Annotated in this window: 27 protein-coding genes; 13 read left to right on the plus strand and 14 right to left on the minus strand. The window is 41.2% G+C overall.

The features are described from left to right. Positions 1 to 8 precede the first annotated feature (8 nt). The 5 genes from B4A24_RS04490 to B4A24_RS04510 all read left to right on the plus strand — a co-directional run bounded on the left by B4A24_RS04490 (position 9) and on the right by B4A24_RS04510 (position 4,431). Complete coding sequence (locus tag B4A24_RS04490) at positions 9 to 797, plus strand: WecB/TagA/CpsF family glycosyltransferase (RefSeq protein ID WP_293943028.1); 789 nt, start codon at positions 9 to 11, stop codon at positions 795 to 797. A 1-nt stretch (position 798) separates the two neighbouring features. Next, positions 799 to 2,388: a capsule assembly Wzi family protein gene (locus B4A24_RS04495; RefSeq protein ID WP_293943030.1), complete on the plus strand. Its 1,590-nt coding sequence runs from the start codon at positions 799 to 801 to the stop codon at positions 2,386 to 2,388. Positions 2,389 to 2,405: 17 nt separating this feature from the next. Then, entirely contained in the window at positions 2,406 to 2,855 is a 450-nt protein-coding gene (locus B4A24_RS04500) for an adenylyltransferase/cytidyltransferase family protein (protein ID WP_293943032.1), read from the plus strand. Between the two features lie 115 nt (positions 2,856 to 2,970). Continuing rightward, entirely contained in the window at positions 2,971 to 3,408 is a 438-nt protein-coding gene (locus B4A24_RS04505) for an adenylyltransferase/cytidyltransferase family protein (RefSeq protein ID WP_293943034.1), read from the plus strand. A 24-nt stretch (positions 3,409 to 3,432) separates the two neighbouring features. Continuing rightward, positions 3,433 to 4,431: a mannose-1-phosphate guanylyltransferase gene (locus B4A24_RS04510; protein WP_293943036.1), complete on the plus strand. Its 999-nt coding sequence runs from the start codon at positions 3,433 to 3,435 to the stop codon at positions 4,429 to 4,431. Between the two features lie 9 nt (positions 4,432 to 4,440). Here B4A24_RS04510 and B4A24_RS04515 read toward each other — a convergent pair whose 3' ends face one another. From B4A24_RS04515 to B4A24_RS04525, 3 genes are all read right to left on the minus strand, one after another. Next, positions 4,441 to 5,562 carry a glycoside hydrolase family 26 protein gene (locus B4A24_RS04515; protein ID WP_293943038.1) on the minus strand — a complete coding sequence of 374 codons (1,122 nt, stop codon included), beginning with the start codon at positions 5,560 to 5,562 and terminating at the stop codon, positions 4,441 to 4,443. A gap of 303 nt (positions 5,563 to 5,865) precedes the next feature. Further along, positions 5,866 to 6,318 (minus strand): hypothetical protein, encoded by a 453-nt coding sequence (locus B4A24_RS04520; RefSeq protein ID WP_293943039.1) that lies wholly within the window; start codon positions 6,316 to 6,318, stop codon positions 5,866 to 5,868. Between the two features lie 56 nt (positions 6,319 to 6,374). Continuing rightward, positions 6,375 to 6,809 (minus strand): hypothetical protein, encoded by a 435-nt coding sequence (locus B4A24_RS04525; RefSeq protein WP_293943041.1) that lies wholly within the window; start codon positions 6,807 to 6,809, stop codon positions 6,375 to 6,377. A gap of 647 nt (positions 6,810 to 7,456) precedes the next feature. Between B4A24_RS04525 and B4A24_RS04530 the strand changes: the two genes are divergently transcribed. Continuing rightward, the gene (locus B4A24_RS04530) at positions 7,457 to 8,593 is read left to right on the plus strand and encodes a glycerate kinase (protein ID WP_293943043.1); all 1,137 of its coding nucleotides are present in this window, start codon (positions 7,457 to 7,459) and stop codon (positions 8,591 to 8,593) included. 34 nt (positions 8,594 to 8,627) lie between these two features. Continuing rightward, positions 8,628 to 9,572 carry a DUF2268 domain-containing putative Zn-dependent protease gene (locus tag B4A24_RS04535; RefSeq protein ID WP_293943044.1) on the plus strand — a complete coding sequence of 315 codons (945 nt, stop codon included), beginning with the start codon at positions 8,628 to 8,630 and terminating at the stop codon, positions 9,570 to 9,572. A gap of 261 nt (positions 9,573 to 9,833) precedes the next feature. On the opposite strand, the gene B4A24_RS04540 is transcribed toward B4A24_RS04535, so the two are convergent. The 5 genes from B4A24_RS04540 to B4A24_RS04560 all read right to left on the minus strand — a co-directional run bounded on the left by B4A24_RS04540 (position 9,834) and on the right by B4A24_RS04560 (position 12,680). Further along, complete coding sequence (locus tag B4A24_RS04540; protein ID WP_293943046.1) at positions 9,834 to 10,835, minus strand: Rpn family recombination-promoting nuclease/putative transposase; 1,002 nt, start codon at positions 10,833 to 10,835, stop codon at positions 9,834 to 9,836. A 228-nt stretch (positions 10,836 to 11,063) separates the two neighbouring features. After that, positions 11,064 to 11,234: a hypothetical protein gene (locus B4A24_RS04545; RefSeq protein ID WP_293943048.1), complete on the minus strand. Its 171-nt coding sequence runs from the start codon at positions 11,232 to 11,234 to the stop codon at positions 11,064 to 11,066. Beyond that, on the minus strand, positions 11,224 to 11,493 hold the full coding sequence (locus tag B4A24_RS04550) for a hypothetical protein (protein WP_293943050.1): 270 nt from the start codon (positions 11,491 to 11,493) through the stop codon (positions 11,224 to 11,226). The genes B4A24_RS04545 and B4A24_RS04550 overlap by 11 nt, the downstream gene beginning before the upstream one ends. Positions 11,494 to 11,535: 42 nt before the next feature. After that, positions 11,536 to 12,018 (minus strand): DUF5675 family protein, encoded by a 483-nt coding sequence (locus B4A24_RS04555; RefSeq protein WP_293943052.1) that lies wholly within the window; start codon positions 12,016 to 12,018, stop codon positions 11,536 to 11,538. Positions 12,019 to 12,023: 5 nt separating this feature from the next. Then, a complete protein-coding gene (locus B4A24_RS04560) occupies positions 12,024 to 12,680 on the minus strand; it encodes a fibronectin type III domain-containing protein (RefSeq protein ID WP_293943054.1) in 657 nt (218 codons plus the stop codon). A gap of 874 nt (positions 12,681 to 13,554) precedes the next feature. Between B4A24_RS04560 and B4A24_RS04565 the strand changes: the two genes are divergently transcribed. Then, positions 13,555 to 14,601 (plus strand): Fic family protein, encoded by a 1,047-nt coding sequence (locus tag B4A24_RS04565; RefSeq protein ID WP_293943056.1) that lies wholly within the window; start codon positions 13,555 to 13,557, stop codon positions 14,599 to 14,601. Between the two features lie 57 nt (positions 14,602 to 14,658). Here the strand turns inward: B4A24_RS04565 and B4A24_RS04570 are convergent, their stop codons facing one another. The 3 genes from B4A24_RS04570 to B4A24_RS04580 all read right to left on the minus strand — a co-directional run bounded on the left by B4A24_RS04570 (position 14,659) and on the right by B4A24_RS04580 (position 17,032). Then, a complete protein-coding gene (locus B4A24_RS04570; protein WP_293943057.1) occupies positions 14,659 to 14,976 on the minus strand; it encodes a hypothetical protein in 318 nt (105 codons plus the stop codon). A gap of 147 nt (positions 14,977 to 15,123) precedes the next feature. Then, complete coding sequence (locus B4A24_RS04575) at positions 15,124 to 16,200, minus strand: histidine kinase (protein WP_293943059.1); 1,077 nt, start codon at positions 16,198 to 16,200, stop codon at positions 15,124 to 15,126. Positions 16,201 to 16,204: 4 nt separating this feature from the next. Beyond that, positions 16,205 to 17,032 (minus strand): LytR/AlgR family response regulator transcription factor, encoded by an 828-nt coding sequence (locus B4A24_RS04580; protein ID WP_293943061.1) that lies wholly within the window; start codon positions 17,030 to 17,032, stop codon positions 16,205 to 16,207. A gap of 138 nt (positions 17,033 to 17,170) precedes the next feature. Here B4A24_RS04580 and B4A24_RS04585 point away from each other — a divergent pair, with 138 nt between their 5' ends. From B4A24_RS04585 to B4A24_RS04605, 5 genes are all read left to right on the plus strand, one after another. Further along, positions 17,171 to 17,383 (plus strand): hypothetical protein, encoded by a 213-nt coding sequence (locus B4A24_RS04585; RefSeq protein ID WP_293943063.1) that lies wholly within the window; start codon positions 17,171 to 17,173, stop codon positions 17,381 to 17,383. 10 nt (positions 17,384 to 17,393) lie between these two features. Continuing rightward, entirely contained in the window at positions 17,394 to 17,900 is a 507-nt protein-coding gene (locus B4A24_RS04590) for a hypothetical protein (RefSeq protein ID WP_293943065.1), read from the plus strand. 4 nt (positions 17,901 to 17,904) lie between these two features. Continuing rightward, entirely contained in the window at positions 17,905 to 18,852 is a 948-nt protein-coding gene (locus B4A24_RS04595; RefSeq protein ID WP_293943067.1) for a hypothetical protein, read from the plus strand. Between the two features lie 17 nt (positions 18,853 to 18,869). After that, a complete protein-coding gene (locus tag B4A24_RS04600; protein ID WP_293943069.1) occupies positions 18,870 to 19,865 on the plus strand; it encodes a helix-turn-helix transcriptional regulator in 996 nt (331 codons plus the stop codon). Between the two features lie 194 nt (positions 19,866 to 20,059). Further along, positions 20,060 to 20,503 (plus strand): hypothetical protein, encoded by a 444-nt coding sequence (locus B4A24_RS04605; protein WP_293943071.1) that lies wholly within the window; start codon positions 20,060 to 20,062, stop codon positions 20,501 to 20,503. Between the two features lie 47 nt (positions 20,504 to 20,550). Here the strand turns inward: B4A24_RS04605 and B4A24_RS04610 are convergent, their stop codons facing one another. The 3 genes from B4A24_RS04610 to B4A24_RS04620 are packed head-to-tail and all read right to left on the minus strand — an operon-like array spanning position 20,551 to position 25,784. Next, positions 20,551 to 21,927: a RagB/SusD family nutrient uptake outer membrane protein gene (locus B4A24_RS04610; protein ID WP_293943073.1), complete on the minus strand. Its 1,377-nt coding sequence runs from the start codon at positions 21,925 to 21,927 to the stop codon at positions 20,551 to 20,553. Between the two features lie 40 nt (positions 21,928 to 21,967). Beyond that, a complete protein-coding gene (locus B4A24_RS04615) occupies positions 21,968 to 25,156 on the minus strand; it encodes a SusC/RagA family TonB-linked outer membrane protein (protein WP_293943075.1) in 3,189 nt (1,062 codons plus the stop codon). Position 25,157: 1 nt separating this feature from the next. Then, complete coding sequence (locus B4A24_RS04620) at positions 25,158 to 25,784, minus strand: TlpA family protein disulfide reductase (RefSeq protein ID WP_293943076.1); 627 nt, start codon at positions 25,782 to 25,784, stop codon at positions 25,158 to 25,160. Positions 25,785 to 26,426 lie beyond the last annotated feature (642 nt).

A 26,426-nucleotide genomic window follows, 5' to 3' on the forward strand; every position in this document is an offset into this window, starting at 1 on the left:
CAATGCATATGAAAACACAACCTATCTTCAATATAGAGATGCTCGATATCCAGCTTCCACAACTCTTGGCGCAAATGGATAGTGGTGTTCTGATTACCCCTAATGTAGACCATTTAATGAAACTACAGAAGGACCATGAATTTTACCAGATTTATAATCAGGCCGAATGGATCATTTGCGACAGCAATATTGTACAACTAGGCTTACGCCTATTAGGAAGACCTGTGCAACAAGTCATTCCAGGATCCACCTTGTTTCCCATGTATTATCATTATCACAAAGCGCATGAAGACATTGGCCTATTCCTACTGGGAGCCGCACCAGGGATAGCCCATAAGGCAGCAGTTAATATCAACCAAAAGGTAGGCCGCCATATGGTGGTAGGAGCCCATTCTCCCAGTTTTGGTTTTGAAAAAAATGAAGCAGAATGTCAGGAAATCATTGCGCTGATTAATCAATCCGGAGCGAGCGTCCTGGTGGTTGGGGTTGGCGCCCCTAAACAAGAAAAATGGATATATAAATACAAAAGCCAACTTCCAGGCATCAAACTATTTATGGCCTTGGGTGCCACGATAGATTTTGAAGCAGGCACACTAAAAAGAGCGCCACTTTGGATTCAGCGCCTGGGATTAGAATGGCTATACCGTCTTGTGAAAGAACCAAGACGCTTATGGAAACGGTACATCCTCGACGATATGCCCTTCTTTTATTTAATCCTAAAAGAAAAGCTTCGACGGTACCGCAATCCTTTTGCACCACATCCCGCAAGCGAACTCGTTGATTCACCTAAACCCTAATATGATGCGAAAAGACTATGTTATACAATTCACGCGATACTTTGCTCAATCGACAAGAGGGATCTGGCTGTATGCTTTACTGTTAATCCTCCTGCAGATTAGCTATCCGGGATTACAAATCCAGGCACAACAGGATAGTACAGGTAATTCCCATTTTTTTCTGGAAGTCAATGCCGGATATATCAATGATCAAGGCGTACCTTTATGGATGCGTGCCAACCAGTACGGATCCATCCCACTTGAAGGGGCCTCTTCCGGTGTTATTGGACGCGTCTTTAAAAATTATGCTAACCCAAAGCCGGGGCAGCGTCCACGTTCCTTTGATTGGGGTTATGCCCTGGAAGGAAGGGCCAATTTAGGCAAAAAAGTCAATGGCGATCTGATTGAAGCCCATGTCAAGCTCAAATATCATGCGGCCGAATTCCGTCTAGGTCGTAGTAAGGAAGTCATGGGATTAAACGGCGACAGCCTGCTCAGCTCCGGAAATTTCGCTGTTTCGGGGAATGCACTCGGTGTTCCGAAAGCGGAGATCAGTATCCCCGATTACTATCGTCTTCCTTGGTTTGGCGGAATATTCGCATTTAAAGGTAATTTTGCCATAGGTTACATGGGCAAATCGGAGATGAATCCCAGTGCATTTCTCGTACCCACTAAGGATTATGAACTGGAAACCTATCTCCTTAAGAAATCATTTTACCTCAGTTTTGGTCAACCCAGCTGGAAATTGAATTTGATAGGCGGATTTAACCATCAGGCCCAATTTGGAGGCGAAAAGAAACGTTATGGAGAAGCCTTTGATCTCAATTTATTTCAAACCCTGAGCTATGTTTCTCTCGGGAAGGCCTTTGGAGGCAAAGGCAGTCCAGTACCTCGCTCAAAAATGGGCAATCACCAAGGGTCGATAGACCTTGGAGTCTCCTATGATTTTGGGAATATAAAACTCTTGGTCTATCGGCAAAATTTTTATGATGTAGGTGCCCTATCAAAACTGGCCAACATAAAAGATGGGCTAAACGGCATTACGCTCAGCAATAAGTCCTTTCACGACAAATCAGGTAAAGCTTTTGATTGGCAGAGCCTATTAATCGAGTTTTTTTATTCTAAAGATCAGGCCGGTTATCCCTGGTCCAAGCCTACCCAATCTGGCGACGAAGACTATTATAACAATTCAGAATATCTGGCGGGCTGGTCCTATAAGGGGCTAGGAATGGGCAGCCCATTAATTGCCACGGCACAATCCGTGAGGCCCGGCCAGGCCCATTATCCTAAAGATTTCTTTATTAGTAATAGGGTGGTTGCGGGCCATCTGGGGTCCAAGTTCAGCCTATATCAATGGTATATAATCAGTAAGCTAACGTTAGCCAGACACTATGGTACATTTGCCACCAGTGAATACGGAAAATCAACAGGGTCTCATTTTCATACCCCCTATAAAGATTCCTTTACACCCGTCAATCAATTTTCCTTCCTGCTCCGTGCCGAACGAGAATTCTTGCACAAAACCCGCATCGGTGCCACCTTTGCGACCGATCAGGGTAAATTGTTCTATAGTGGATCAGGCCTCCTACTACATGTGAATCGTTATTTTTAACTATAAAATCAAAAGAAATGAAAATTGGAATTACATTCTCTGCTTTTGACCTTCTGCATGCAGGTCATATCAAAATGCTGGAAGATGCAAAAAACCACTGTGATTATTTAATCTGTGGCCTACAGACCGACCCGACTTTAGATAGACCAGAAAAAAACAAACCTACGCAGTCTATCGTCGAACGTTACATTCAGCTTAAAGGCTGCAAATATGTTGACCGGATTGTTCCCTATGCCACCGAGCAAGATCTCGAAGACGTCTTGCGATCTTTTAACATTGATGTCCGGATTTTAGGCGATGAATATCGGGAGAAAAATTTTACAGGTCGGCTCTATTGTGAAGAAAAGGGTATTATCCTCTATTATAACAGCCGCGACCATCGCTTTTCAAGCTCCGCATTAAGGCGTCTAGTTGCCGAAAAAGAGTGGACTAGTCCGACCATCCAAGACAACGAAGCCAGTGCATAGTGTCCATTGGTCATACTAGCTAACAATAAGCAACTAATCACCTTTAGACCATTAATAGATCAAAAAATGAAACCGAGCTTGCGAGCTCTCATCAGCCATTAAAAAAGATAATTAGATGAAAATTGGAATAACCTTTGGAGTTTTCGATCTCCTACATGCCGGACACATTATGATGTTAGAAGAGGCCAAAGTCCACTGCGACTACCTCATTGTCGGTCTCAATACCGATCCTGCCGAGATCAATCCAACAAAAAATAAGCCGAGCCAGACCATTGTTGAACGCTATATCCAGTTAGAAGGCTGCCGCTATGTGGACGAAATTATTCCCTACGAGACAGAGCAGGATTTGATTGATATGCTCCTGGCCTTACCTATCCAGGTCCGTATCATTGGGGAAGAATACCGCGATTGTGATTTTACAGGAAGGCAACTTTGTATTCAGAAAGACATCAACATCCACTACAACAAACGTACCCATCGCTTTTCCAGCCATGGTCTACGGCAGGTCGTAGCCGAAAAAGAATCCTTTAAGAACAGTAAAGCAATGATTTAACATCCTACATTTTAACGATAAATTATGAATAAGATCAAACATGTCATCCTTAGTGGTGGCGTTGGCAGCCGCCTATGGCCGCTATCACGCAAAAATCAGCCTAAACAATATTTAAATCTGTTTAAAGAAGGTTCCCTTTTTGGAATGACCATCAAACGCAATCAATTCCTGACCGATAGCCTATTAGTCGTTGGCAACAGAGACAATTATAAATTGAGCGAAGAGACCTTAGACAGCATGCAGGTTGCCCATCAGCAGATTATCGAAGCCTCCCCACGCAATACCGCAGCAGCCATTGCCTTTGCTGCCCTGGCCTCTGATCCCAGCGATATCCTTTTAGTGACACCTTCCGATCATTTAATTATCGGCGACGAAGCGTATACAGAGGCGATCACTGCCGGAATCGACAAAGCACGCTCAGGCTACCTGGTTACCTTCGGCATTCAGGCCACCAAGCCAGAGACCGGCTATGGATATATCGAATACGAAGACGATCAGGTACGTTCTTTTCGCGAAAAACCAAATCAGGATACGGCAGAATCATTTTTGGAACGCGGCAATTTCCTTTGGAACTCCGGGATGTTTTGCTTTCGGGCGGATACCTTACTGGAAGAATTAAAACTACATGCTCCCAACGTTTATTCCGCCGCCTTAAAAACATGGAAATCCAGTTCTGAAGGTTGGCTTGATGGAGCACTTTCCAAAGAAATACCCTCCATCAGTATCGATTACGCCGTGATGGAACGATCCACAAAAATTAGGGTTGTAAAGACCGCATTTGAATGGTCAGATTTGGGCTCATTCGAGTCCTTATATGACTATTTGGTTGATGTTGGTCATCCTGTGGATGAATTTGGCAACATGTCCATTGGAACAACGCAATATACTGCGTTCGTTGGGCTCAAAGATACCATACTCGTCTCCACAGCGGATGCATTGCTGATGGTTCAAAAAGAAAAATCACAAGACGTGAAACATATCTACAATATATTAGAAAGACACCAAAGCAAATTAATTGAATAACACAGCTACTCAACGATATATATTCATTTTGCCGAGCTCATCCGCCAACAAAATCGGATGCGTTTTGAGCATTTCTAAAAAATCGCCTTGTTGCGGATCACCTGCATAAGTAACATAATAATTCTTAGCAGTATTGGCCCAAAAAATAAAGGCGATTATATCCTTATTAAAATAATGAACACATCTTTCCGTAAAATAATGTGCATCGCTATAATTTTTCAGACCACCTTCAGCAATGAAGCAACCCTTCTTTAACTGTTTCGAACAATCGACAAGGACATCCATTGATTTGTCAAGATTCTGCCGAAAAGCAGTCGTACTGTAGCGCGGGGAATCATAAAAATCTAGCGATAGCAAATCGATATAGGCATCACCCGGGTAACGCTCCATAAAATCGGCCTCCGAAAAAACCTTGTCGGTATTGTATACCCATAATAGATGATCTACCTTTTTCTCTTTCGTCAGGTAATCATGCGTGAGTTGGTAGAGTTCGATATACTCTTTGGCCGAACAGGCCGTTTTGCCCCACCAAAACCACCTCCCATTGCATTCGTGGAATGGGCGGAATAAAACCGGAATTAAGTTGCCGTTCTCGTCCTGCAGCTGTCCGAAAAAATCAGCCAACATCGCTAACCAAGACAGATAAGTCTTTTTTACTGTAGGATCAGTAAGGATCTGAGCCACTGTATTTCCCAAATCTTTGATTTTTCCTTTGGCATTTCGGTTTTTTTGGTCATACACCTTATCGATGGGGTTGCGCGTATGCCAAGACAAGCAGATGGGCAAGCCTATTTTCCAGCAATATTTGATGGCATCGATAAGATGAGCGACGCGCCCTTCTAGCCATACTGCACCATTATTCAGTTCCATCCAGCCCAGATCATAACTGACCATCCCCGGAAACTGACCACATACATCTTTAATATCCGAGTTTCCAATATTTGTAATACCCTTCCGCCCCAGCGTATTGGTACTTTGATGCCCCAATAGCACCTGTTCACTTTGCCCAATTTTATTAAGCTGATAGAGCAAATTCCGAGTCTGATGAGTGATATACGGATTAGATGGGGCAAGACTTTTATGCGCATGTTCAGGTGTAATATGTGTAATTTGGCTTGAGTACGTATCCATGTAGAACAAATAAAAGATTGATTTATATTAATTTACACTAAAAATCTGAAAAATAAAAGCAATTAGTAGAAAACAGATAATTGCTTCGTTTATGATGGCGTATTGGTCATTCACCCCTCATATTGGTCACTCGTCCCTGAAACTGGAGCTTTTATCCCTGAAAATAGACCTTTCGTCCCTAAAGAAAACCATTCTGCTACCATAGTACAATACCATCTCGTGCCGGATACTAAGAAAAATAAAAGCCATTCCCTAGCGAGAATGGCTTTATTATATTATTTATAAACCTTAAAATTAAGTTTATTACAGTTTTTCGATTTCTTCTACAGATAGCCCTGTACCTTTAGCAATATCAGCTATAGCAATGCCCATTTTTTTGAACTCTAATGCAATGGCAATAGCTTCTTCACGTTTACCTTTTTCAATTCCAGTTTTGAATCCTTTTTCAATTCCAGTCTTAAGTCCTTTCTCTCGTTCCTGTCTTTTTATTGTTTCGATTACTCCCATTTCAATTGTGCCTCCAGTCACTTGATAAATGTATTGGTCAAATTTACTATTTATTTCCTTATCCCGTATAAAAAGAAAACTCTTCAAAAAAATTAAAAAGCTCATTATACGATCTTTACTATATTTATTTGTATGTATCAGTGCGCGTGCAATCGTGCTACGCTGCTCTGCCAGTTCTTCCTCAGGAAGCTTATCTTCCTGTAAAGACTTCTGACAGGCCAATACAATATACGCAAAAATATTGTCCATAACAAGCAACTCTTTCTCGCTGTGATCGAATATCTGATAACTCAGATAACGGAACTCTAATGAAGTACGGAACACAGAATAACTATATGTAGCAGGCCGGCGCTGGCCACGATCGCCCGTAAAAATGGTATGGTCTCAACTGGAACACGATAACGGTCTAATAGACGGTAATGGTACTGAAATATCCGATGTGAAAACCCATGGTCATTGCCGCCTTCTATTTCCGTATGTACTAAAATCCATTTCTCGGTACCGTCTCGTAAAAAAACCTTGACCAAAAGATCCGCCATACGCTTACCTTTTTTGCGCTCTCGATCAGGAATAATCTCCAACAATTCCTTATCCATAAAGGTGAGCCCACGCTCCAGATCAAAAACAGCATCTGCATCAGGATACATAAACCGCAGAAAGTCCGGGAAATTATCTTCAAAAATAGCCTTCAGAAGCTCATCGTTCTTCTTGGCAGGCTTTAGCTGCTCCAGTGTACCCATACTTATATATTTTGTCTATAACTGAATATCATAACTTACTACCCCTCTATACTAATCCATAAATCAAAAACAGCATCCGAAAGGTCAACCGCAAAAAATGTGGCTCATAACAACTTATCAACTGGTTAATTTCACAAAGATAAGAGATTTTAGCATAAAATACTAATATAATTAGTAAAATATCTCGTCTTACTAATGCTATTTCTAGAAGTAAACTGATTCATGCTGCCGTTTCTCGTGATTTGTAAACATCAGGATTTTTGCAGTTTACCCCGCGTATTGGTCATTCACCCCTCGTATTGGTCACTCGTCCCTAAAACTGGAACTTTTATCCCTGAAAATAGACCTTCCGTCCCTGGTATAGGAAACCTCGTCCCACGTATTTATTTTTATATTGAGCGCACAAAAACCTATTATTAAAGATTGGCAATACACTATTTTTTTCCTAATTTGGTTACTACATAAATGTAGCCCGGTTTCTTTTCCTGTTGATCGGGAGGCGCCGGAAATCGGTATGCAACTATTAGCAGGTCCTGACATACGCTTAATCATGCCTGAGTATCCTGAATCAGGTATCATGGATGATATTTTTGTTGAAGGAAAACCATGACCTACTCTCTTAAACCTTGAAGTTTATTCAAATTTCTATGAAAAAAATCTTAATTGCCCCCAATAGTTTTAAAGGGAGCCTTACTGCAGAACAAGCCGCAGAGGCTATCGCCGAAGGTCTGAACCAAAGTCTATTAAAAGCGAAATTTATTAAATTCCCTATCGCTGATGGTGGCGATCATACTTCCTTTCTAATGACCAAGCATTTGAAAGGGAGCATGCATAAGCATGAAGTGAAAGGCGCCTACCTTCAAAACACAGAGGCACATTATGGCCTACTCCATGACAACAAAACTGCGATTATCGAAGTCGCCGAAACGTCAGGATTTAAGTCGATCAAAGGTAAGCTAAAGAGCCCACTGGAATCAAGTTCATGGGGGCTCGGTGAGCTTATAGCGCATAATATAGCACAGGGAGTTCGCTCATTTATTATCTGCCTTGGCGGATCGGCCACGGTAGATGGAGGCTTAGGTATGTTGCAGGCTTTAGGATTAGCATGCTTAGATAGGTCCGGTAAGGTTTTGCAAGCCAGTCCACAAAACTACAAAGACATCGTGCAACTAGATTTAGAAAAACTCAATAAAAAGATTAGCGGCATAAAGTTTACCATACTTTGCGATGTTGAGAATAGATTATTAGGCCCACAAGGGGCTGCTGCTGTATTTGGGCCACAAAAAGGAGCAAGCAGCGCAGACGTCGTTGCTTTAGAAGCATTCCTGTCCCAACTCGATCTTTTGACAAAGAAGACAACGGGACAATCATTGAATAAGGTCAATGGAGGAGGGGCTGCCGGAGGTTTGGGTGCAGCTTTCAACGTATTTATGAAAGCAGACATGCAGAAGGGAGCCCCATATTTTTGTAAGCTAACCAAAATTGAGACGTTGATTAAACAGGCTGACTGGGTTATTACCGGCGAAGGCAGTATTGACTCACAATCCTTAGCAGGTAAAGCTCCTGTAGTCTTGGCAGGCTTGACTAAGAAAGCCGGCAAACCTATCATCGGTCTTGCCGGTAGCATTCCGAGAACCATAGACAAACGATTACAAGACTATTTCACAACATTACTTGCTATTGGCAACAGTCCTGAGGAACTACAACAGGCCATTAAACATACTAGTTTAAATCTTCAGCGGACCGCAAAACAACTAGGTTTATTGATACAAACTATACAATAAAATTTATCCCAAACTCACCTTTAAATACAGCAAAATGAAAACGATACTATTTTTAGTGCAGCTACTTATTTTCACAAATACTTATGCGCAGGAAATTAATAGAAAAATAATAACTTCAGACATCGAAAATTTTTGGAATGCCTATGATAGCATTCAAACAACTGAGAACTTTAATGCTAAAACACATTTTATAAACTCATTATATATTGATAAGGCTTCAAAAGGATTAAAGGCATTTATGAAGTTACGCAACTATAATGACAGCCTTTATCTCCAGCTTATTGCTGAATACCCCAAATTTTGGAAATCAGTCAGGGCGAATACCTTGTCCATAAAAAGTAAAACGGAAGACCTAAATAATGCCGTGAATAAGCTTGCCCTACTTTATCCTGGAATGAAAGACTCTGAAATGTATTTTACTGTCGGAGGTTTACGTTCAGGGGGGACGACATTGGAAGATATGGTTTTGATTGGAGCAGAGATCGCTACCGCCAATGCGGAAACTGATGTTTCTGAATTTAAAAATGACTGGTTGAAAAATGTCTTTAAGGAACAATCCCTGGATAATATTATCTCCTTAAATATTCACGAATACATCCATACACAACAATCTCAAAAAGAAAGCCCCCTACTACTGAGTCAGGTAATCCGAGAAGGTGCATGTGATTTTATCACAGAGCTTGTACTAGAAAAACCATTGCAAAGAAAATATATATCTTACGGAAAACTTCATTACAGCCAACTTAAATCTGATTTTAAAAGAGAAATGTTATCCACGGATTATAAGAATTGGCTGTATAATGGTGGCCAGAAGGGAGAAAGCGCAGATTTAGGTTATTTTATAGGTTATGAAATTTGTAAATCTTTCTATAATAACGCAAAAAATAAATCCAAAGCAATTCAAGAAATTATTGAACTCGAGTATAGTGAGGAAGAAAAAGTGAGATCATTTCTTACAGCCTCCAGATTTTATAACTAACAAAGCATTAAACATGAATATCCTACCTGTTTTTAGTCATCCGAGTGAGCGATCGCATACATACGATGTCTTATGTCAATGGAATATTCAATTGTAAAGTCCTTGAAATAGTTCCATGCCAAAAATGGTACTACCCCGTTTGACACCATTGTCGAATGGGCTTTAGAAGGTATATATTTCTTTTGCTATCCACATAAAAAAGCCATTCCCTTGCGGAAATGGCTTTAACAATTATAAATTTTAAAATATGTATTCTGGCTTTTATGCTCCTTTGAAATATTTCTCGACCTCAGATTTGGCTAGACCGAGCTTTTGGCAGATTTCAGCAATAGTAAACCCCAATTCCCTAAGAATTTCTATTTTACCTTCTATCTTGCCTTCTATTTTACCCTTAGCAAGTCCTTCTGCCTTACCCTTAGCAAGACCTTCTGCTTTACCCTGGACAAGACCTTCTGCCAGACCTTTTTCAATGCCTTTTTCAATGCCTTCTGCAATTTTGCGCTCTTGCTCCTCAATCTGCCATTGACGAACAACCTCTGCATCCCATTTGCGCTTTAAACTGATGTCATACATAGCCTGATCCTCCTTTGATAACTTAGCGTAGCGTGCCAGCCGGAAAAAACGTTGGAAAATCGCACTGTTCATGATCTTCGGTAGTTTCCTCAGCGTCGACAGATGCTTTAACATGTAAAATACCATATCAAGATCAGTTGACAACTCCGCTTCGCTTTTCACAAAATTAATCAATTGCAGGTAAATAAAACCAAATCCTTCGTAAAATATTTTCCCGTCCCCTCTGTCACACAGACAAATATCGTGAAAATAACAGCCATCGTCCACACCCTGCATCCTAAAATTGTCCATGACAACAATGGTATAAACCTCGGGAATGTCATATCCCCATCCCGCACGGTTGCCTCGTGGCGCTTTCTCAGAAACTACATTGCACCCATAGTACAGCATACGCTTTTTAAAGTTCCTATGATTGCTCGTTTGCATCTCGATGATCACTTCTTCGCCAGTGGTAGTCTCTACAACAAGGTCAAATATGACCGTCCCAGTTTCTTCACCACGCCCTATTCGCTCCGTGTTGCGGTAGCTAAGGTCCACGATCTCTTTTCTCCCCTGAAAAATGATGTTCAGAAAATTCAGCAGATTCTGCTTGTCCCCAAACAGGATCTTGAAGCCTACATCAACCGTGGGATCAATAAATACCGGTTTATCCTGAAAATCAGGGTTATTACTAAAATCCAAATTATCCATAATATTATTTAGTCTACTGGTTATAAAGCAAATAGAACAAATAAGACTTACAAATACTAAAATAATTAGTAATAAAGCCACTCCCTTGCGGAAATGGCTTTAACAATTATAAATTTTAAAAATTACCCTATCTATTTGTCTGTATCAGCGTAGCTGCGATCGTACTTCGCTCCTGTGCCAGCTCTACCTTGGGAACCCTGGAAAGACTTTCGGTAGGGTTATGGCATTTTATTGTTTGCGCTTAAATATCCGGTTTAAAATACGGCTTAACGAGAAACTCACAAGCGTTCCGACCAATGCCGTCAATGCGCCGTTAATCAGGTCGCCTACTGAAAAAGAAACCCAGATACCACAGAGCGTACCACCGATTGCCGACAACCGCATATCACTAAGTTTCATTGATCGCTCCTTTCTCCACCGGGTTTACCCTTTGCCTATCTTGCGTCTGTTCCCCTAAATGGTCAACCTTATCTTCCGAGCCCGCTTCATCCGTCTCCCCATCACTTATCATCTGATCATCTTTGTTGATGACCGATTCGATGATCCCCAGCCCCAACGCAAGATACCGTACTATATTTAATGCCTTTCCGGGCAGCTTTATCGGTGCTGCGAGTACTAGTCCCAACACCTTTCCTATTTTATTGATTATCTGTTTCATTCGTAATAAATTTTTTATTATACGTTAGCTACCTTCGGTGATTTACACGCCCCGGCTCAAACGGGCGTAGTTCCCTCCTATCAGCCTATTTTCGATAGACAGGATGACCTTGCCACTTTTTACCTGATCGATCACCACTTGATATAAATTCAGGTAAGCTTCCTGAGATTTATATACTTCATAGTCTTCGTGGTTCCTGTCCTTATGGAAATAAGTCCCCACCAGCAGGCAGCCAGCCGTATCCGCATGCGTATTGCCGATATGGATATAGATATTGCTGAACGCTGGGACATCCCGTATCTCGATCATCCCCTGATGTATATCCGGAAAACGCTTTTTATAAGCAGTATTCATCCCGCCCCAATAGTTAATCCCTAGACAATACCTCCCGGCCGGAATACAAGTCTGTCCTTTGATTTTATGATCACGTATCCTGTTTTCGAGGATATAACATTGAAACAGGCCATCTATATACAATTCGGACAGGGTACTATTTTTCCCCTGTCTGACTCTTTTGAGCAACATATTCATTAGCGCACCAAGATATTGGCCGAATCACTCCAGTCGCCTACCCCTTGGGTGTTGATCGCACGCACCTGCACTTCGTAGAATTTGCCTACTTCCAGCGGAGCGATAATATTGCTCCGGGACGAAGTCGTCGTAAACCGATCTCCCCATTCGACCGGAATATCCGTTCGTATGCGATAGCGGTATTCGTAGATGGTCGCTATCTTTTGAGGCGCAAAGTCCAGCTTCACCTGCCCAGACTGCCGTCCGTCCGAGAGCCTTACATTGTCCACTTTTAGGGGCACCTGATTGGCAAATGAGGTGCTATTGGTCGGGAATCCCGAACTCAGTAAGGTAGAGAGATGGCCTTGGGCCACCGAATTGACGTAGTATCCCAACTGCTGCATCACCACAATAAGCGGGCTGCGGCTCTCATCTTTGAGGGCGGTATCTTCTGGCGAACCACGCTTGCGTGCAATGGCCAGTTTGGCCGTGAAATCATTCAGCAAAATCTGTATATCCGCCAGTGCGGGCGTCGGTGTCGGGTACTTGGCGTTGCCGGTCATTGCACCGATAATTGTATTGCAGCTGATCACCAGTTCATCATCTTTCATTTTTCCAAATCCGATCAAGGCTTTCATTTTTGTTGCCATATTTGTTCTATTTATTGACCTGCACATGCTATTTGGCAGAGTCAGTTAAAAATCTGTTTATTAACGATTAAATATTCCTCGCGAGATCATTTAATGACACAAACATAGTATGGGAACGGACCGAAAATGAAGTTTTGAGCCAGATTGAACTTCATTGAGCCAATTTGAGCCAACCTGATCGGCAATACGCCAGAAAAGGATGATTTTGCGGGGTGACTGCTCAGTTTCGCACAGTAAAATAGTGATTCCGTCGCTAGGAATATTCGCATAATCCAATGACTGACCCGAGCAGACCAGTGAAAAGTCCATTTGGCCAGGTGGGGAAATGAAACAAACCAGTGTTTGTTCAAACTTTCCGGGTGACTGAACCGCAAATTCCCCCGACTGCGCCAACCAGTCAGGGGGAATTTCTATTCAGTCCACTGACTGTTCGTTTTTCCCAAGCGGAAAAAACGAACAGTCACCGGTCTGTTTCATACTTTTGGTCGGGAAGATCGCAAAGTCACAGCGCCAAGTCACCGATCCTTAGCGCCTAATCAAACCGCTGGGGCCAGAAAATTATATCTTCCCTTTGAGCCTACTCCTTTCGAGCGCTTCGGTCAGATCTTCTTCAAAGTAGCGGTCATCCCCGGTGAGTGTCATCGGATTGAGCAGCCCCTCCCGCACACGGCGCTTGTAAGTCGAAACGCTAATCCCCAGGTATGCCGTCACTTCGGTATGTGTCCAGAGTTTACGTTCGCGTAATGAACTTCCCTTATCTGCTTTATCTTGATAGATCTATCAAATTGACGAGAACCTTCGCCGATTTACCGAAAAGCCTTTGGGTATATTTGGGTATATTTGCAGGTATTTAATAATAAAATTCAAATGATTTGGGTATATTTGGGTATATATATAGGTAATGAGAACAGAATCACTATTAATCAGCCCCGATATTCTTCAACTAATAGCGTCAATTGACGAATTTAAAGGAGCCTGGAAAGCACTTGGAAATATTGCTCCCGAGCAACTAACTTCATTAAGACGAGTGGCCACAATAGAAAGTATTGGATCATCTACGCGAATAGAAGGCAGTAAACTCTCGGATCGAGAAATTGAAAAGTTACTATCAAATGTCGCCATACAAAAACTAGAAAATAGAGATGAGCAAGAAGTTGCAGGATATGCTGCAGTGATGGATATTATTTTCCAGCACTACAACGAAATACCGCTTTCTGAGAATTATATATGCCAACTTCACAAAGAGCTTCTAAAATTCAGCGAAAAGGATGAAAGGCATCGCGGTATTTATAAGTCCCAAAGCAATCAAATAGAGGCGTTTGATCAGTCAGGAAACAGTTTAGGGGTTATATTTGTTACTGCGAGTGCATTTGAGACCCCTTTCAGAATGAAAAATCTTGTTGAATGGACGAATGCATCCATCGCAGAAAAAAAACTCCACCCATTATTAATATGCGCAATATTTATTGTTGAATTTTTGGCTATTCATCCATTTCAAGATGGGAACGGCCGCTTATCGCGCATATTAACTACATACCTATTAATGAATGCAGGCTACATCTATGTGCCTTATTCCTCGTTGGAGGCTGTCATAGAAAACAGTAAAGATGCCTATTACTTAGCTTTACGAAACACACAAATTACACTGCAGGAGGAAGAGCCTAATTGGCAACCTTGGCTATTATTCTTTTTACAGGCGCTAGATCAACAAAAGAAAAAATTAGAGCTTAAAATTTCGCAGGAAAAATTGTTAATGGCCAAACTACCACCGTTGTCGTTATCCATTTTATCGATCATAAAATCGCGCGGTCACTCCTCAATAGCCGAGCTAGTTACATTAACAGAAGCAAATAGAAATACTTTAAAAAAGCACTTAGAGCATTTAGTAAAATCCAATCATATCAGCAAAATAGGGCAAGGGAAGAACACTGCTTATATTTTAAATTAATACATTCCATGTGACACAACAGTGCAGGCTTGCCCTAAGAAGGACTAAGCCTGCAAATTATATTTTCCCTTTGAGCCGGCTCCTTTCGAGCGCTTCGGTCAGATCTTCCTCAAAGTAACGGTCATCCCCGGTGAGTGTCATCGGATTGAGCAGCCCCTCCTGCACACGGCGCTTGTAAGTCGAGACGCTAATCCCCAGGTATGCCGTCACTTCGGTATGTGTCCAGAGTTTACGTTCGCGCAGTGGCTTTTGTTCTATTTTCTTTACTTTAAGGATAAGGATTAGGGCCGTCAGCAGACCGTATATCGCCACTAAAATTTCGGTCAATTTTTCTATACGATTTATTAATGTATATAAGAATACACTTAGGTTCATGGTCTATGGGTTTAAGACCATCGACGCACAGGTAGGGTTATTTATTTCCATGGACAAAGAAATCAATTAATTCCATTTCAAGGTCTGCCAAGCCCCGCGAAACAAAGGAAATACCCACGGATGGTGAAGGTTTATAATTACCTAAAGTTACACATTTTTCCGATCTATCTGCGTATTGGCCATGCTATGCTGATAAAAAGAGACCAAAACCGTAAATACGGATTCATCATTAGACACCACAAGGACCGAATGCTGTGGATTCAGCAGCAGCAGCTGACGCTCCATTCTTTTTAGCGCCGTATTGTGACTTACCTTACCAGCCACTGCTTGCGCGGCAATGCGGTTTGATACCTGCAGTGTCACCAGATTATCTTCCGATAGGGTAATCCCTATCCATATAGGATACTCCCTTATAGAAGTTTCACCGTATTGCAATGCATTTTCGACCAGATTAAACAAGAGCATTTTGGGAATCATATAAGCCCCATCCGATCTATTTTCCACATTTAGCGAAATCGCATGCCCCTTGATAAATTCATACATCCGCACCAATTTATCTACCATTTCCATTTCCCTTCTCAAGTCTATCCAAGGCCCCTCATTATTCATGTATAAAGTAACTATATTACTCAATAAACCAATCGCGCGCAATGCATTGTCAGGCGATTTTCGGATCAATGTCCGGACAGTAGCCATACTATTAGCGATAAAATGAGGGTTGAGATTTTTTGTTAAGGCAATTAATTCCCAATTGATGGATATATGTTCGATTTCGTTAAGCCGCTGCTGCACTTCCCGGTAGGCTAACCATTTATCAACACCAAACTGCCAGCTATACATAAAGAAAGCTACCAGTACGGGCGGAATGATTAAAAATATCACGGGCCAGAAATTTTCAATATCCCATTTTCCTGGTGTCCATTTCAATGCACCCGTAGACAGGCTAATCAAGATTGGAATAGAACAAAAAAACAGAAAAAGCAGCATGAGGAAAGTAATCAATAGCCAAGCATTATACCTGGACCATATAAATAGTCTAGGGAGTATCAGGTGCCTAACCACTCCATATATAATACCGATAAGGCCCATGGCAGTCAATTGATCCCGCCAATCCTGAAATGCTGCAGGTATGATCAGGAAAATATAAGCCAGCGCGAAGACAATCGCAGTGCTCAGTACAATATTTTTGAGCCAAGTAAGCATAAATTGTTTTCTTGCTGGCATGACCTTACGATTTGTGGCTAATATCCATCAGCATCAATTTTCTTTTGAGTTCATCAGCACGTGATTTTGAAACAGATAGAAATTTTGACCCGACAGTGACCCCTTCCAGGCCCACTTTTTTAACATAGTTTAAATTAATAAATACAGACTGATCGACCCGGACAAATCTCGGATCCTGCTGGAGTATATCTTCTATATCTATCATCCTTTTGTTGAGCACCCCCAGCAAGACAAACTGATCATTTGGTCTAAGCGCAAAAAAATGAATGTAATTTCTTATTTTTTCCAAATAAGAAATTTCCGCAAGCGCGACTGGGACTTTTTCATATACCCTTTTATTTTCTGGATGTTTTCGCATTGGCGGACCATTCTTTCGTGCAAAATGGAGCTCACTATTCGTGTCAACGAAATCCAGGAAGATCGTCGGTTCGGTCTTGAGGTCGAGATCAGCGCTATTGACGGGGGCCTTACTTTGTAAATACTTTAATAAATCAAGCAGTTCACTCGCTTCAACAGGTTTAGACAAAAGACCATCAACATGTACTTTATAGCCTTTTAAAGCATATTTGTCAGCATATCCTGTGATAAAAACAAAATGAGAACAGTAACAGCGGATTCGTTTAATCGCATCAAATCCCGAATAGTCCGGCATCTCAATATCACAGAATATAATATAAACTTTTTCGTCCGCATTTATAAAATATACTTCAGCATCTCTTACCGAAGTAAATTTTCCTTTTATCTGAAATAAGCCAAGCTCTTCCAATACGGCGGCTGTATCCTCTAGCGCACCATATAAATCATCGATAATAACAACTGAAAATTTGCTCATAATAGGTTTATCTTGAATGGCAACAAAAATAGTTATAGCCGTAAAATAAATAATTACAGCCGACATAAACAAATAGTTAACCCAAAGTTATCCCTTGATTTTACCAATTTAAAGAAATAAACAAAAAATACTTACATCATGAAACCATTCAAGTTATCCATTTATCTACTTAGCGTATGCCTGTTTTTTGCCATTGACCTTATCCCTACTTCCACCATGTCTGTGCAGGACAGATCCAGTACAAATTACATACACCTGAAAGCGGTGGACAATCCCATTCAAGATGGACTATCTACCCGATTATTCTTTCCCTCCTCCCCCAAAGAACAGTTCTCGAAACGCTCGAGATAACAATAGCGCCATGTTAAGATTGATTTTTACGCTAGGCTGTGCCATACATTTCGGTATGGTATCAGCCTATAATCTCAGCAGCATTTTTAACCTTCCATACCGTTTAACAGAAGCGTTCAGGCAGGTTTGCCTATACCGGGATCTTGCAGGTCTGAGTGGCGGCTATACATTTTATGGCCCCAGCGTGGGCATGCAGGTAGAGCTTGAATATATCCAATATCAAGGGGGTAACGAAAATTTTCTAGGTGAACCACGCATACAAAGCACGACCGGAATGCTCCGGCTCAACAGCTACCTTCAACTAGGTTCATCATTTCTTGACAGCAGTCAGTCATCCCTACAGGATCAGATGCGTGCATCCGTCAGCTCCCTGACAGGCAGTCTGGCCAATATTGTTGCTGCCGATAGCGTTTCATGCCGTCTAATAGCGAAATATGTCCCCCCATTAGTCGATCAAAACAGCCACCAGCTCCATTCATCTCAATACATTATTCTTTTTGAGCATACCAAAAATTAAGTTGATGAGCAAGGAATTACAGTTGGGCACCGATACAGCCCTACCCACGATGTCTAGGGGATTGGGCCTGCTGCTTTCCATAGAAATGTGGCGGTTCTGGCCAGACCTCAGTATGCTATACGGAACAGGAATATTCTTGGACCAGCACAGTCTTTTTTCGCAGCAACGACCGGGTACACTCTCCATCCACACCCTAATTGCCAATTTACCGGAGTACTCAATAGCCAGCCTAGAATGGATCCATTTCTTTGGCTTGCTGTACATCATCTGTGGGTTGGCGGTATTTTTGGACAAATGCAGCGGCCCCGCTATCTTGATACTCTTTATATTGCATTACCTTTTCTTTATAGCCAACTATACCTGGAGCTACGGGGCGGACTATCTCGGACAGACAGGCCTATTTTTCAGTGTCATTTTCTGCTGTTTCCGCAGCCGTTGGCTACCCAACGAAAAGTGGGCCGCGCTCGGTACAAAGCTTTTCCGGTTGCAGCTTACATTCGTATATTTTTTTGCCGGCCTGGGCAAGGCCATTGGATCTAGTTGGTGGAATGGCGAAGCCATGTGGAAAGCCCTTCAGCAGCCCTTGAGCCCCGCTTTGGTTACTATCCCCCAGTCAGCCCAGCAACTTACCGCTCTTTGGGTCGGGTTGGGAATCGCCACCCTGCTTTTAGAATTGGGATATGGATTGCTATGGATCAAAGGCCGAGTACGTATCTATATCAGTACCGGCATTATTTTAATGCATTTGGGTATCGCACTGACCATGGGCTTGATCCATTTCTCTTGTCTGATGATCTGGTACAACCTCTGTGCCTGGGATCATCCCCTCTTACACCGCATTGCCAAGCCAGTTATAAAACCTCTTGAGACCACCGAGCCAACGTTACAGGTGCGAACGGCGACAGCGGATCTCGATACAAGGGAAGGAGGTAATAACAAACACGTTAAATAACCAAAAGCCAATTATTTATGAAAAAAACATTCCATTTTATGCTACCCGAAGTAGATCAATTTTGCGATCAGACGAAGGCCTTTTTGCCCAAGCTGCCAGATTCCGAGCTACAGCGTTATGAAGATACAGGCATCCAGCTAGTGGAAGAATATATGGACTACCATAGTGTTATATTCTATCGGTTGCAGGCTCATGTGCAGGTACTCAACAGGCTATCCATCGAAACGTCCAAAGCAGATTACCACCTGCTGTACAGTCTCCATTCAGCTACCGAAATCATACTTGAGCAAGCATCAGGTAACAGCCGGGCAGCGCTTCCCTCCACATGCGCCAGCTATATTTATATTCCCAATGGGGCGCTCCATACCGACCTAGCCCCTGGCGAGTATCTGGTATATGGCGTTTTGGTCGACATAGGCTATATACGACCCGTCCTATACCAGGAGCGCCATTTTCTATCAGAATTCAGATCCGCCCATCTACGGGATAAAGATCGGTTTTATCAGAGTGCCATCTGGCCTATCAAAGAGCGGACCCGCTATCAGCTTTCCCAGATTGAAACGCGTTTTTTCAAGTATCATAAGGACAACGAAGCCCTGGCGGTAAAGCTCGTCTATGACCTGTACGATATTGCCATTTACAAAAATTTTGAGGGGCATGAAAAGATCAATCCGGATAAGCTGCTGGCCGAACGCGCCCTACAGCTGATCAGCGATCAGGTAATGCAGACCTTTAGCTGCTGTTCGATCCGGGCCATTGCCGATGCACTGGAGACGGACATCAATAAACTGGGCAAAGTCTACAAGTCGACGTACGGTGAAACGCCAAAGCAGACCTGGAATAAGCTCCTGATCCAAAAGGCCAAAGACCTGTTGCTCATGGGGTATTCTGTCAAAGAGGTTTCCAATTATTGTGGTTATGGACATCAGCAAAATTTCTCGACTTTTTTCCAGAAGCAGACAGGAGTTGCTCCGGGGCAATATGGTACCGATAAAAATAAGGATGACCGATAGCGATTGATCGAAAAATCATACAATGGCCTACCGAAAAGTCATACATCCATGGAAGATTGCTGCCCTAACTTTGGTATAAGATAACAGATCCGCTGGGCTCGGGCAGTACCGGCCGGTCAATAGGGAACAACTCCATGGCTGATCCAGGAGGATAATAAGGATAGGTAAATTTTTAAAATTATAAACATAGAAACATGAACAAAATAGTAAAAAGAATCATCGGCACCATGAGCATTGGTGTTATGACATTAGGAATTTCAATGGGTGCAAATGCCCAAAGTATTAAAAATGAAAAAGAGGTAAAGGCTGAGAAAGAAGTTAAGACTAGCAAAGAAACGAAGATTGTACGTGCAAATCAGACATGGTATTTTACAGGGTCTTCGAGTGATAGTCCGACGGACCCGAGTAAATATTCTACGAGTTTACCTGCGGGAAAAAGTTGCAATAGTCTACCTTATCAAACCGTATGTGAATTGCAAGCTCCTGCAAACCCTTCAAATCCGAACGAGCCGGACATGAATTATGTCGCTTCGGGAACTGAAACAGTTGAACAGCGAATTGAAGACGCAATAGAAACATTACAACCATCAAAAACGCCAACAGAAAACGAGACTGTTACTGCCTTCAGAAAACACTAATACCTGACGAAAATGAGGGAGAAACCGATAATCTCTCCCTCATTTCTTTATCTGGTATTTTGCTCGATGCCTCCTAAAAGAATAACATCTTCAGGAATTGGATAAACATATCGGCTATCGTTAGATTCCAAATAAATTGTCTGTACCAGATCACCATCACGGACTTCACGTCTAAGCCTTGTTTCAAATTCCTTTTCGAGGTTCAATCTTTTCAAATCAGACCAACGTACTCCCCTAAAGAGCAATTCTTTTCGTCTTTCTTGTAAGATATATTTTAATGCTTGGCTATCGCTAGCAAAATCAGGCAACACATATACACCATTTTGATATCTGGTGATAAGCAATTTATTTAGAAATGCTAACCCTTCTGAGCTCATTCCCATCCTCGTCTTACATTCAGCCAATATAAGATAGATTTCATCCATCGCCAACCCCGCAAAATAAGTAGAGAAATTGCTCGCATAATTCCCTTTGAATCCCTTAAAACCATCTCCCTTATCCTTAAAATAAACTCTCTTTCTAAGGTCATTTTCCTCATATAAGTTGTATAATTCTGGAGATATATTAAGGTCATCTTCATTGAGCAGTTCGGCATTTTCCACGGAATAAGCAAGGTATATCATTTCATCATGTAAGGCAGGAAACGGTCTAATGGATTGTATATCCAGATTATTATAATCCAGCAAGACATTGCTTTTATTATACACCTCTAACGCCATCTTTTCCGCATTTTGATAATCCTGCATATAAAGATAGACCTTTGCTAAGGCCGCGCTTGCCGCAGTTTTATCCGGTCGTGTTTTAACAGCAACATTTTCGGCCAATAATTCCCTTGCCAATTTTAGTTCGGCTATGATAAACTCAAATGTTTTATTCAAAGACGATCTTTGTGTCTTAATGTTAAAATCAGAACTTGTTCGTAGTGGCAGCCCCAATTCATTATTTTCTTTTCCATATTTATACGTTTGACAATAGACCAAGGAGAGATAATAATAGGCTAAACCACGGAGAAAATGAGCCTCACCACTCAATTCTTGTTTCATCGCAAAATCGCTTGAAACTATATTTTCCAAGTTTTCCAATACAATATTGGCGACCAAAATAGTCCCAAAACTAGCTTGCCAACTTGATGTACCGGAATTGATTAATTCTTTCTTCCAAAAGTAAAAGTCTTGATAAAGTTGATATTGAGAAGAGATCTGATCAAAATTCAAGTAATAATCATCAGTCCCGACTTCGACCAATCCCGGATAAGTCTGATTTATACGACTTTCGTTGTCTAACAAAGCCCTAAGATCTTTTAATGTCTGCGGGGTGGATAGGGAAGAATCAGGTTTTACATCCAGATATTTCCCACAGGAACTTGCAATAAACAGACACAGGACCGACACAAAATTTAAAATTTTAAAATTTGCATATTTCATAAAATTATAATTTTATTAATGATAACTAGTTAGCAATTCTTTAATAGGAGATATTCAGTCCGAGGGTGAAGTTTCTTGCACTTGGTATTCCAAGAAAATCTGCATCCAAATCAGACTTCGTTGCCCTCCACAATACGCCCACATTATTTGCATTAAAAAAGAATCGAACATTTATTTTTTTTGATTGAAAAAATCGAGAACAGTCTGGTATATAGTTGAGTTGAACATCTTGTAGTTTCACAATATCTCCTTTTTCAATATTAGCTTCCGAATTAGCATAAAAGGTATCCCTATTTGTATCAGCAGGGTAATTCATTGAAGGTACAGTCGTGGTCAGTTCATCTCCCGGTTTTACCCATCTATTTTCAAAATCTTTATGTGATATCCAGTTGTTATAAAGGGAGGCATAGCGAATAGTCTCTTTTTGGAAATAATGACCAAATTTGTAGCTAATATTAAATGAGATCGACATATTTTTCCAGTTGAATTCGTTACGAAAAGCACCATAATAAGGAGGCAATGCTGTACCGTAATAATTTAGGTATTGAATAGAATCACGCAACATATTGCGATAATCTTTAGAAATTTCACCTTTGTATAAACCTTGAGGATCACCATTAAGGGGGTCCAAGCCCGCATAAACATAGGAAAACACAGGATAAAGGCTTTTATCTTTCAACGGGCGCATTGATGTCCCGGTCTTTGTTGTATAAGTTGTTCCTGTGCTTAAAGTACCATAAAATTCAAGCACTTTATTTTTGCTGCTGGACAAAAATAGAGTCGGAGTCCAAGAAATTCCACTATTTCCAATACGTCCGGATAATTTGAAATCAAATCCTTTATTGATCAGCTTACCAACATTTTTCGTCATGCTTGAGAAACCAGAGGTTGGATCAATTAGGTCGGAGGCCAATAAGTCAGATGACAATTTGTTAAAATACTCGATGGACCCTGAGATTCGGTTATTGAATAAACCAAAGTCAAGACCATAATTTATCATACGGATATCTTCCCATTTTAGCGAAGGATTTGGCAGGGAACTTACTATTGCTCTTGGCAAAGATGTCTGGGCTCCCGAAGGTGGCTTGGTATAAGTTATGATCGGTTGGGTTCCGGTTATACCGCCGATATTCCCGCTATGACCTATGGTCCATCTCAGTTTCAAATGATTAATCTCTGGAACTGTCCGCATCCATTTCTCTTTGCTCACAGACCAAGCCGCACCAAATGACCACAAAGGATTCCACCTATCGTTTGTTTTTACTCCAAACAGGTTAGACGCATCTCTTCTAGCGGAACCGCTGATGGTATATTTATTTAGGAAAGTATAGCTTGCATTGGCAAAAAAAGATACGAATCTGTTTTCACGCATCTGTTCCGACATGAGGTAAGGGATAGCCTGTTTACCCGCCAATCCGCTATACGTCTGAAATAGGGTTACATAATCTACAGGCTGGTTGGTTTTCAAGTTTACATCATAACCGTAGACCCGACTTGACGAGGCTTCGTTTGTCCTTTTCGAAAATTCAGCTCCCGAAAGTATAGACAATTTGTGGGAAGTATTATTCAGTTCATAATTTAACTGAGCGCGTCCACGATGGCTCAACATTCGATTATCGGATAAGGTATTTATTGCACCTTTTGGTATGCCATAAGTAAGCAGACCATTCGTCGACGTTGTAAATTGATTAATCAGATTTCGCGTAAAGTAAGCTTCTTCTGTAAATAAAGTCTCTTGACGCTGTATCTGCTTTTCAATATTATATTGTCCAGTAAACTTAAAATTCTTGGAAAATGAATAAATCAGACTGAGCCCGCCATTAAAATAGTCCATCTTATCGTCCGTACGTGAATCAAAGATATCTTTGTAGGGTTTCATTGTCCAGTCCAGCAAAGGATCTGAAATGCTCATCAGATAATCTGTTGCATAGGAATACGGGATCGCTAAAGCTGTTTGATTTCCGTCGACTAATTGAGCATAGGGATAAAGTGCTTGTCGATTGCCACCAGGGTATATAGGGAAACTAAATATTGCTGGCGACTGATTATTACTTGTACTGACATATTGGAGGACGCTACTCAGTTTTAGATTTTTAGCGAGCTGATACATCATGTCAGATTTTAAAGAGAATCGGTTGTTTTTATCCGTAACTATATTTGCCAAGCTTCTATCGTAGCCAATACTAAAACGTGATGTGAGTTTATTGGAATGCGTGGCGTAACTTGCATTATACTGTTGCAATACTGCATTCCGATAGAAGTAACGCTTCATATCATCCTTATAATTCGTATTTCGATATATTTCAAATTGCCTATCAGCTTCCGCCTTTGATATCTTACCCAAATCTATATCGTGAAGCAACTTGACAACTGGTGAAAACAGATATGATGGGCTATTATTGCTTAATGCCGATTTATAAAATCCCTTTTCATATAATTGTTGTTCTACCCCGATAAAATCCGCAGAAGACATCTGTTGCACATAGTCCAGATCAGGCCTTTCAGTGATCATGAAGCTAACGCCGGCCTCCCATTTTTCTGAAGACTTTTCAGCATTGTGTTTAGATTTCAGGACTATTACTCCGTTGCCAGCCCTTGCCCCCCATATTGAACTTGCTGCAGCATCTTTTAAAACTGTTACGGATTCTATATCATTAGGGTTTATATTCGACAATTCTCCCTCATAGGGAAAATTATCCAATATAATCAGCGGTTTAAGCAATGCATCAGAAAAAGAACCTAGTCCCCTAACATTAATAGCGGTGGCGGATTTACGTCGGTCAAATTGAAGTCCTGGTACTGTCGACTCCAATCGATCAATGATATTTAAGGAGGAGCGTTGATTAAGCACTTTATTAGTTATCATTTCGAAACTACCTGTGGCCCGTTCTTTTGGAAGCGACTGGTATCCGTCACTATAAACGATTACTTCTTCTAAGGCAAGTTCTTTTGGCTCAAGGACAACGATCACTGAATCTGGAGATGCGTACAAGATATTCCTAGCGCGATAATTAATATGCGATACAGCTATATATCCATGTTTATCTCGTACAAGAAGTTCAAACTTTCCATCCCGACCTGTAGAAGTCGCTACAGCCCCAGCCTTTACAGTGGCATTCTCAAGAGCTTGATGTTTAAATCCTAGTATTTTGCCAGTTATCCTAAATTGTGCATGTGCTGCTATCGATCCCCAGAAAGAAAGCAGAAAAAGGAAAATATACTTTTTCATTTTACTTTGTACTAGATGTCGGATCAATAAAAGGCGCATTATAATCTCTATCCAATAAATTTCGCATCGTATAAGTCTGGACATTACCATTCTGATTTATCCAGACATAAAAGGGAAATCCATTAAAGGGGAATAGGCGATGGAGGTAATCATCGTCTATAATGGAGTGTATGGATTTGAGACCGAAATCACTATTTTTCAACCGATTATTAAGCTTTTCAATTTTTTGTATGTTATCCCTTGTACGCACGGAGTTTACCATAACAACATTAATTTCATTGCCGTACTTATGCTTAAAGAATTCAATCTCCCTTTGATGAATCAGGCAGGGAGAACAGGTTGTCGACCAAAAATCTAGGACCAGAAGTTTCCCTCTGAAAGCAGCGAGCGTTGATTTAGACAAATGGCCGTTGTTGAACACAGTAAATTCTCGTTTCCAAAAATCATCAGGTATAGCATCACCGATATTGATTGTCTTTATCGTTAGCCCATCGGCCCCGCTGTCCTTGCGGGGCGTCTGAGCCGATAAACTAAACATAGAAAACCATAGGATAGATAGTAGGGCACTACACAGTTTGATTGTCTTCGGATTGGGCAAGACCTCTCCTGCCCCAAAAAAATATCTCATTTTTTAGGTGTTTAAAGAGTGACCAAAGCATATAACTCGCCCTTCCGACTTAAATCAGTTTTTCCAGGTTCCTAAGCCTTGCTTAGGTCACTCCAGTAAATAATTAGAACTATTAATAGGTTCTCAGATGCGGTGCTAGACAATTACGGGTGAATAGATATGGACGATACCGCATCCATATGGAAAATGAAAAACCGACCTTTCTTATAGAAAAACTATATTTATTTTTTAGAATCTTTGCTTATGAATTGCAAAATCCGTACTTTTAAGCTGCTAAGAATAAAAGAAACGAGGATAGTGCGATTGTCGGGCATTGATCTTGAAAAAATCAGGTCGGCAAAACCAACAATGTTGATGCTATAAGCAGGCCTTACAGGCTTTTTTATGTACACTCCGGTACCATATGGTATCGGTCGTTGTTGATTTTAAGCTCTTTGATACTACTCCGGAGGGCAATATTTGTTCTTGATCAGCAGGATTACTGCATGTTTACGACTAGGATCCTTGATCTGTCGTCTCTGTGTTGTGATTCTGGACTCTTTTGTAATCATAATTTATGAATTGGGTTATCATTAAGAGTCTCGAGGGAAGTAAGAGGGAAGCATCTATAAATATAGAAGAGGCGAGCCTCACTATTTTCCA

It is taken from the genome of Sphingobacterium sp. UBA7249 (assembly GCF_002472835.1).
GTDB lineage: Bacteria > Bacteroidota > Bacteroidia > Sphingobacteriales > Sphingobacteriaceae > Sphingobacterium > Sphingobacterium prati.

Coding starts and splice junctions, on each gene's coding strand:
- B4A24_RS04585 (WP_293943063.1), top strand. CDS start 17,171: ATGAAACCATTCAAGTTATCCATTTATCTACTTAGCGTATGCCTGTTT.
- B4A24_RS04500 (WP_293943032.1), top strand. CDS start 2,406: ATGAAAATTGGAATTACATTCTCTGCTTTTGACCTTCTGCATGCAGGT.
- B4A24_RS04605 (WP_293943071.1), top strand. CDS start 20,060: ATGAACAAAATAGTAAAAAGAATCATCGGCACCATGAGCATTGGTGTT.
- B4A24_RS04580 (WP_293943061.1), bottom strand. CDS start 17,032: ATGAGCAAATTTTCAGTTGTTATTATCGATGATTTATATGGTGCGCTA.
- B4A24_RS04555 (WP_293943052.1), bottom strand. CDS start 12,018: ATGTTGCTCAAAAGAGTCAGACAGGGGAAAAATAGTACCCTGTCCGAA.
- B4A24_RS04610 (WP_293943073.1), bottom strand. CDS start 21,927: ATGAAATATGCAAATTTTAAAATTTTAAATTTTGTGTCGGTCCTGTGT.
- B4A24_RS04595 (WP_293943067.1), top strand. CDS start 17,905: ATGAGCAAGGAATTACAGTTGGGCACCGATACAGCCCTACCCACGATG.
- B4A24_RS04530 (WP_293943043.1), top strand. CDS start 7,457: ATGAAAAAAATCTTAATTGCCCCCAATAGTTTTAAAGGGAGCCTTACT.
- B4A24_RS04550 (WP_293943050.1), bottom strand. CDS start 11,493: ATGAAACAGATAATCAATAAAATAGGAAAGGTGTTGGGACTAGTACTC.
- B4A24_RS04590 (WP_293943065.1), top strand. CDS start 17,394: ATGTTAAGATTGATTTTTACGCTAGGCTGTGCCATACATTTCGGTATG.
- B4A24_RS04560 (WP_293943054.1), bottom strand. CDS start 12,680: ATGTGCAGGTCAATAAATAGAACAAATATGGCAACAAAAATGAAAGCC.
- B4A24_RS04570 (WP_293943057.1), bottom strand. CDS start 14,976: ATGAACCTAAGTGTATTCTTATATACATTAATAAATCGTATAGAAAAA.
- B4A24_RS04515 (WP_293943038.1), bottom strand. CDS start 5,562: ATGGATACGTACTCAAGCCAAATTACACATATTACACCTGAACATGCG.
- B4A24_RS04490 (WP_293943028.1), top strand. CDS start 9: ATGAAAACACAACCTATCTTCAATATAGAGATGCTCGATATCCAGCTT.
- B4A24_RS04495 (WP_293943030.1), top strand. CDS start 799: ATGATGCGAAAAGACTATGTTATACAATTCACGCGATACTTTGCTCAA.
- B4A24_RS04540 (WP_293943046.1), bottom strand. CDS start 10,835: ATGGATAATTTGGATTTTAGTAATAACCCTGATTTTCAGGATAAACCG.
- B4A24_RS04575 (WP_293943059.1), bottom strand. CDS start 16,200: ATGCCAGCAAGAAAACAATTTATGCTTACTTGGCTCAAAAATATTGTA.
- B4A24_RS04505 (WP_293943034.1), top strand. CDS start 2,971: ATGAAAATTGGAATAACCTTTGGAGTTTTCGATCTCCTACATGCCGGA.
- B4A24_RS04620 (WP_293943076.1), bottom strand. CDS start 25,784: ATGAGATATTTTTTTGGGGCAGGAGAGGTCTTGCCCAATCCGAAGACA.
- B4A24_RS04565 (WP_293943056.1), top strand. CDS start 13,555: ATGAGAACAGAATCACTATTAATCAGCCCCGATATTCTTCAACTAATA.
- B4A24_RS04525 (WP_293943041.1), bottom strand. CDS start 6,809: ATGGGTACACTGGAGCAGCTAAAGCCTGCCAAGAAGAACGATGAGCTT.
- B4A24_RS04545 (WP_293943048.1), bottom strand. CDS start 11,234: ATGAAACTTAGTGATATGCGGTTGTCGGCAATCGGTGGTACGCTCTGT.
- B4A24_RS04535 (WP_293943044.1), top strand. CDS start 8,628: ATGAAAACGATACTATTTTTAGTGCAGCTACTTATTTTCACAAATACT.
- B4A24_RS04615 (WP_293943075.1), bottom strand. CDS start 25,156: ATGAAAAAGTATATTTTCCTTTTTCTGCTTTCTTTCTGGGGATCGATA.
- B4A24_RS04510 (WP_293943036.1), top strand. CDS start 3,433: ATGAATAAGATCAAACATGTCATCCTTAGTGGTGGCGTTGGCAGCCGC.
- B4A24_RS04520 (WP_293943039.1), bottom strand. CDS start 6,318: ATGGACAATATTTTTGCGTATATTGTATTGGCCTGTCAGAAGTCTTTA.
- B4A24_RS04600 (WP_293943069.1), top strand. CDS start 18,870: ATGAAAAAAACATTCCATTTTATGCTACCCGAAGTAGATCAATTTTGC.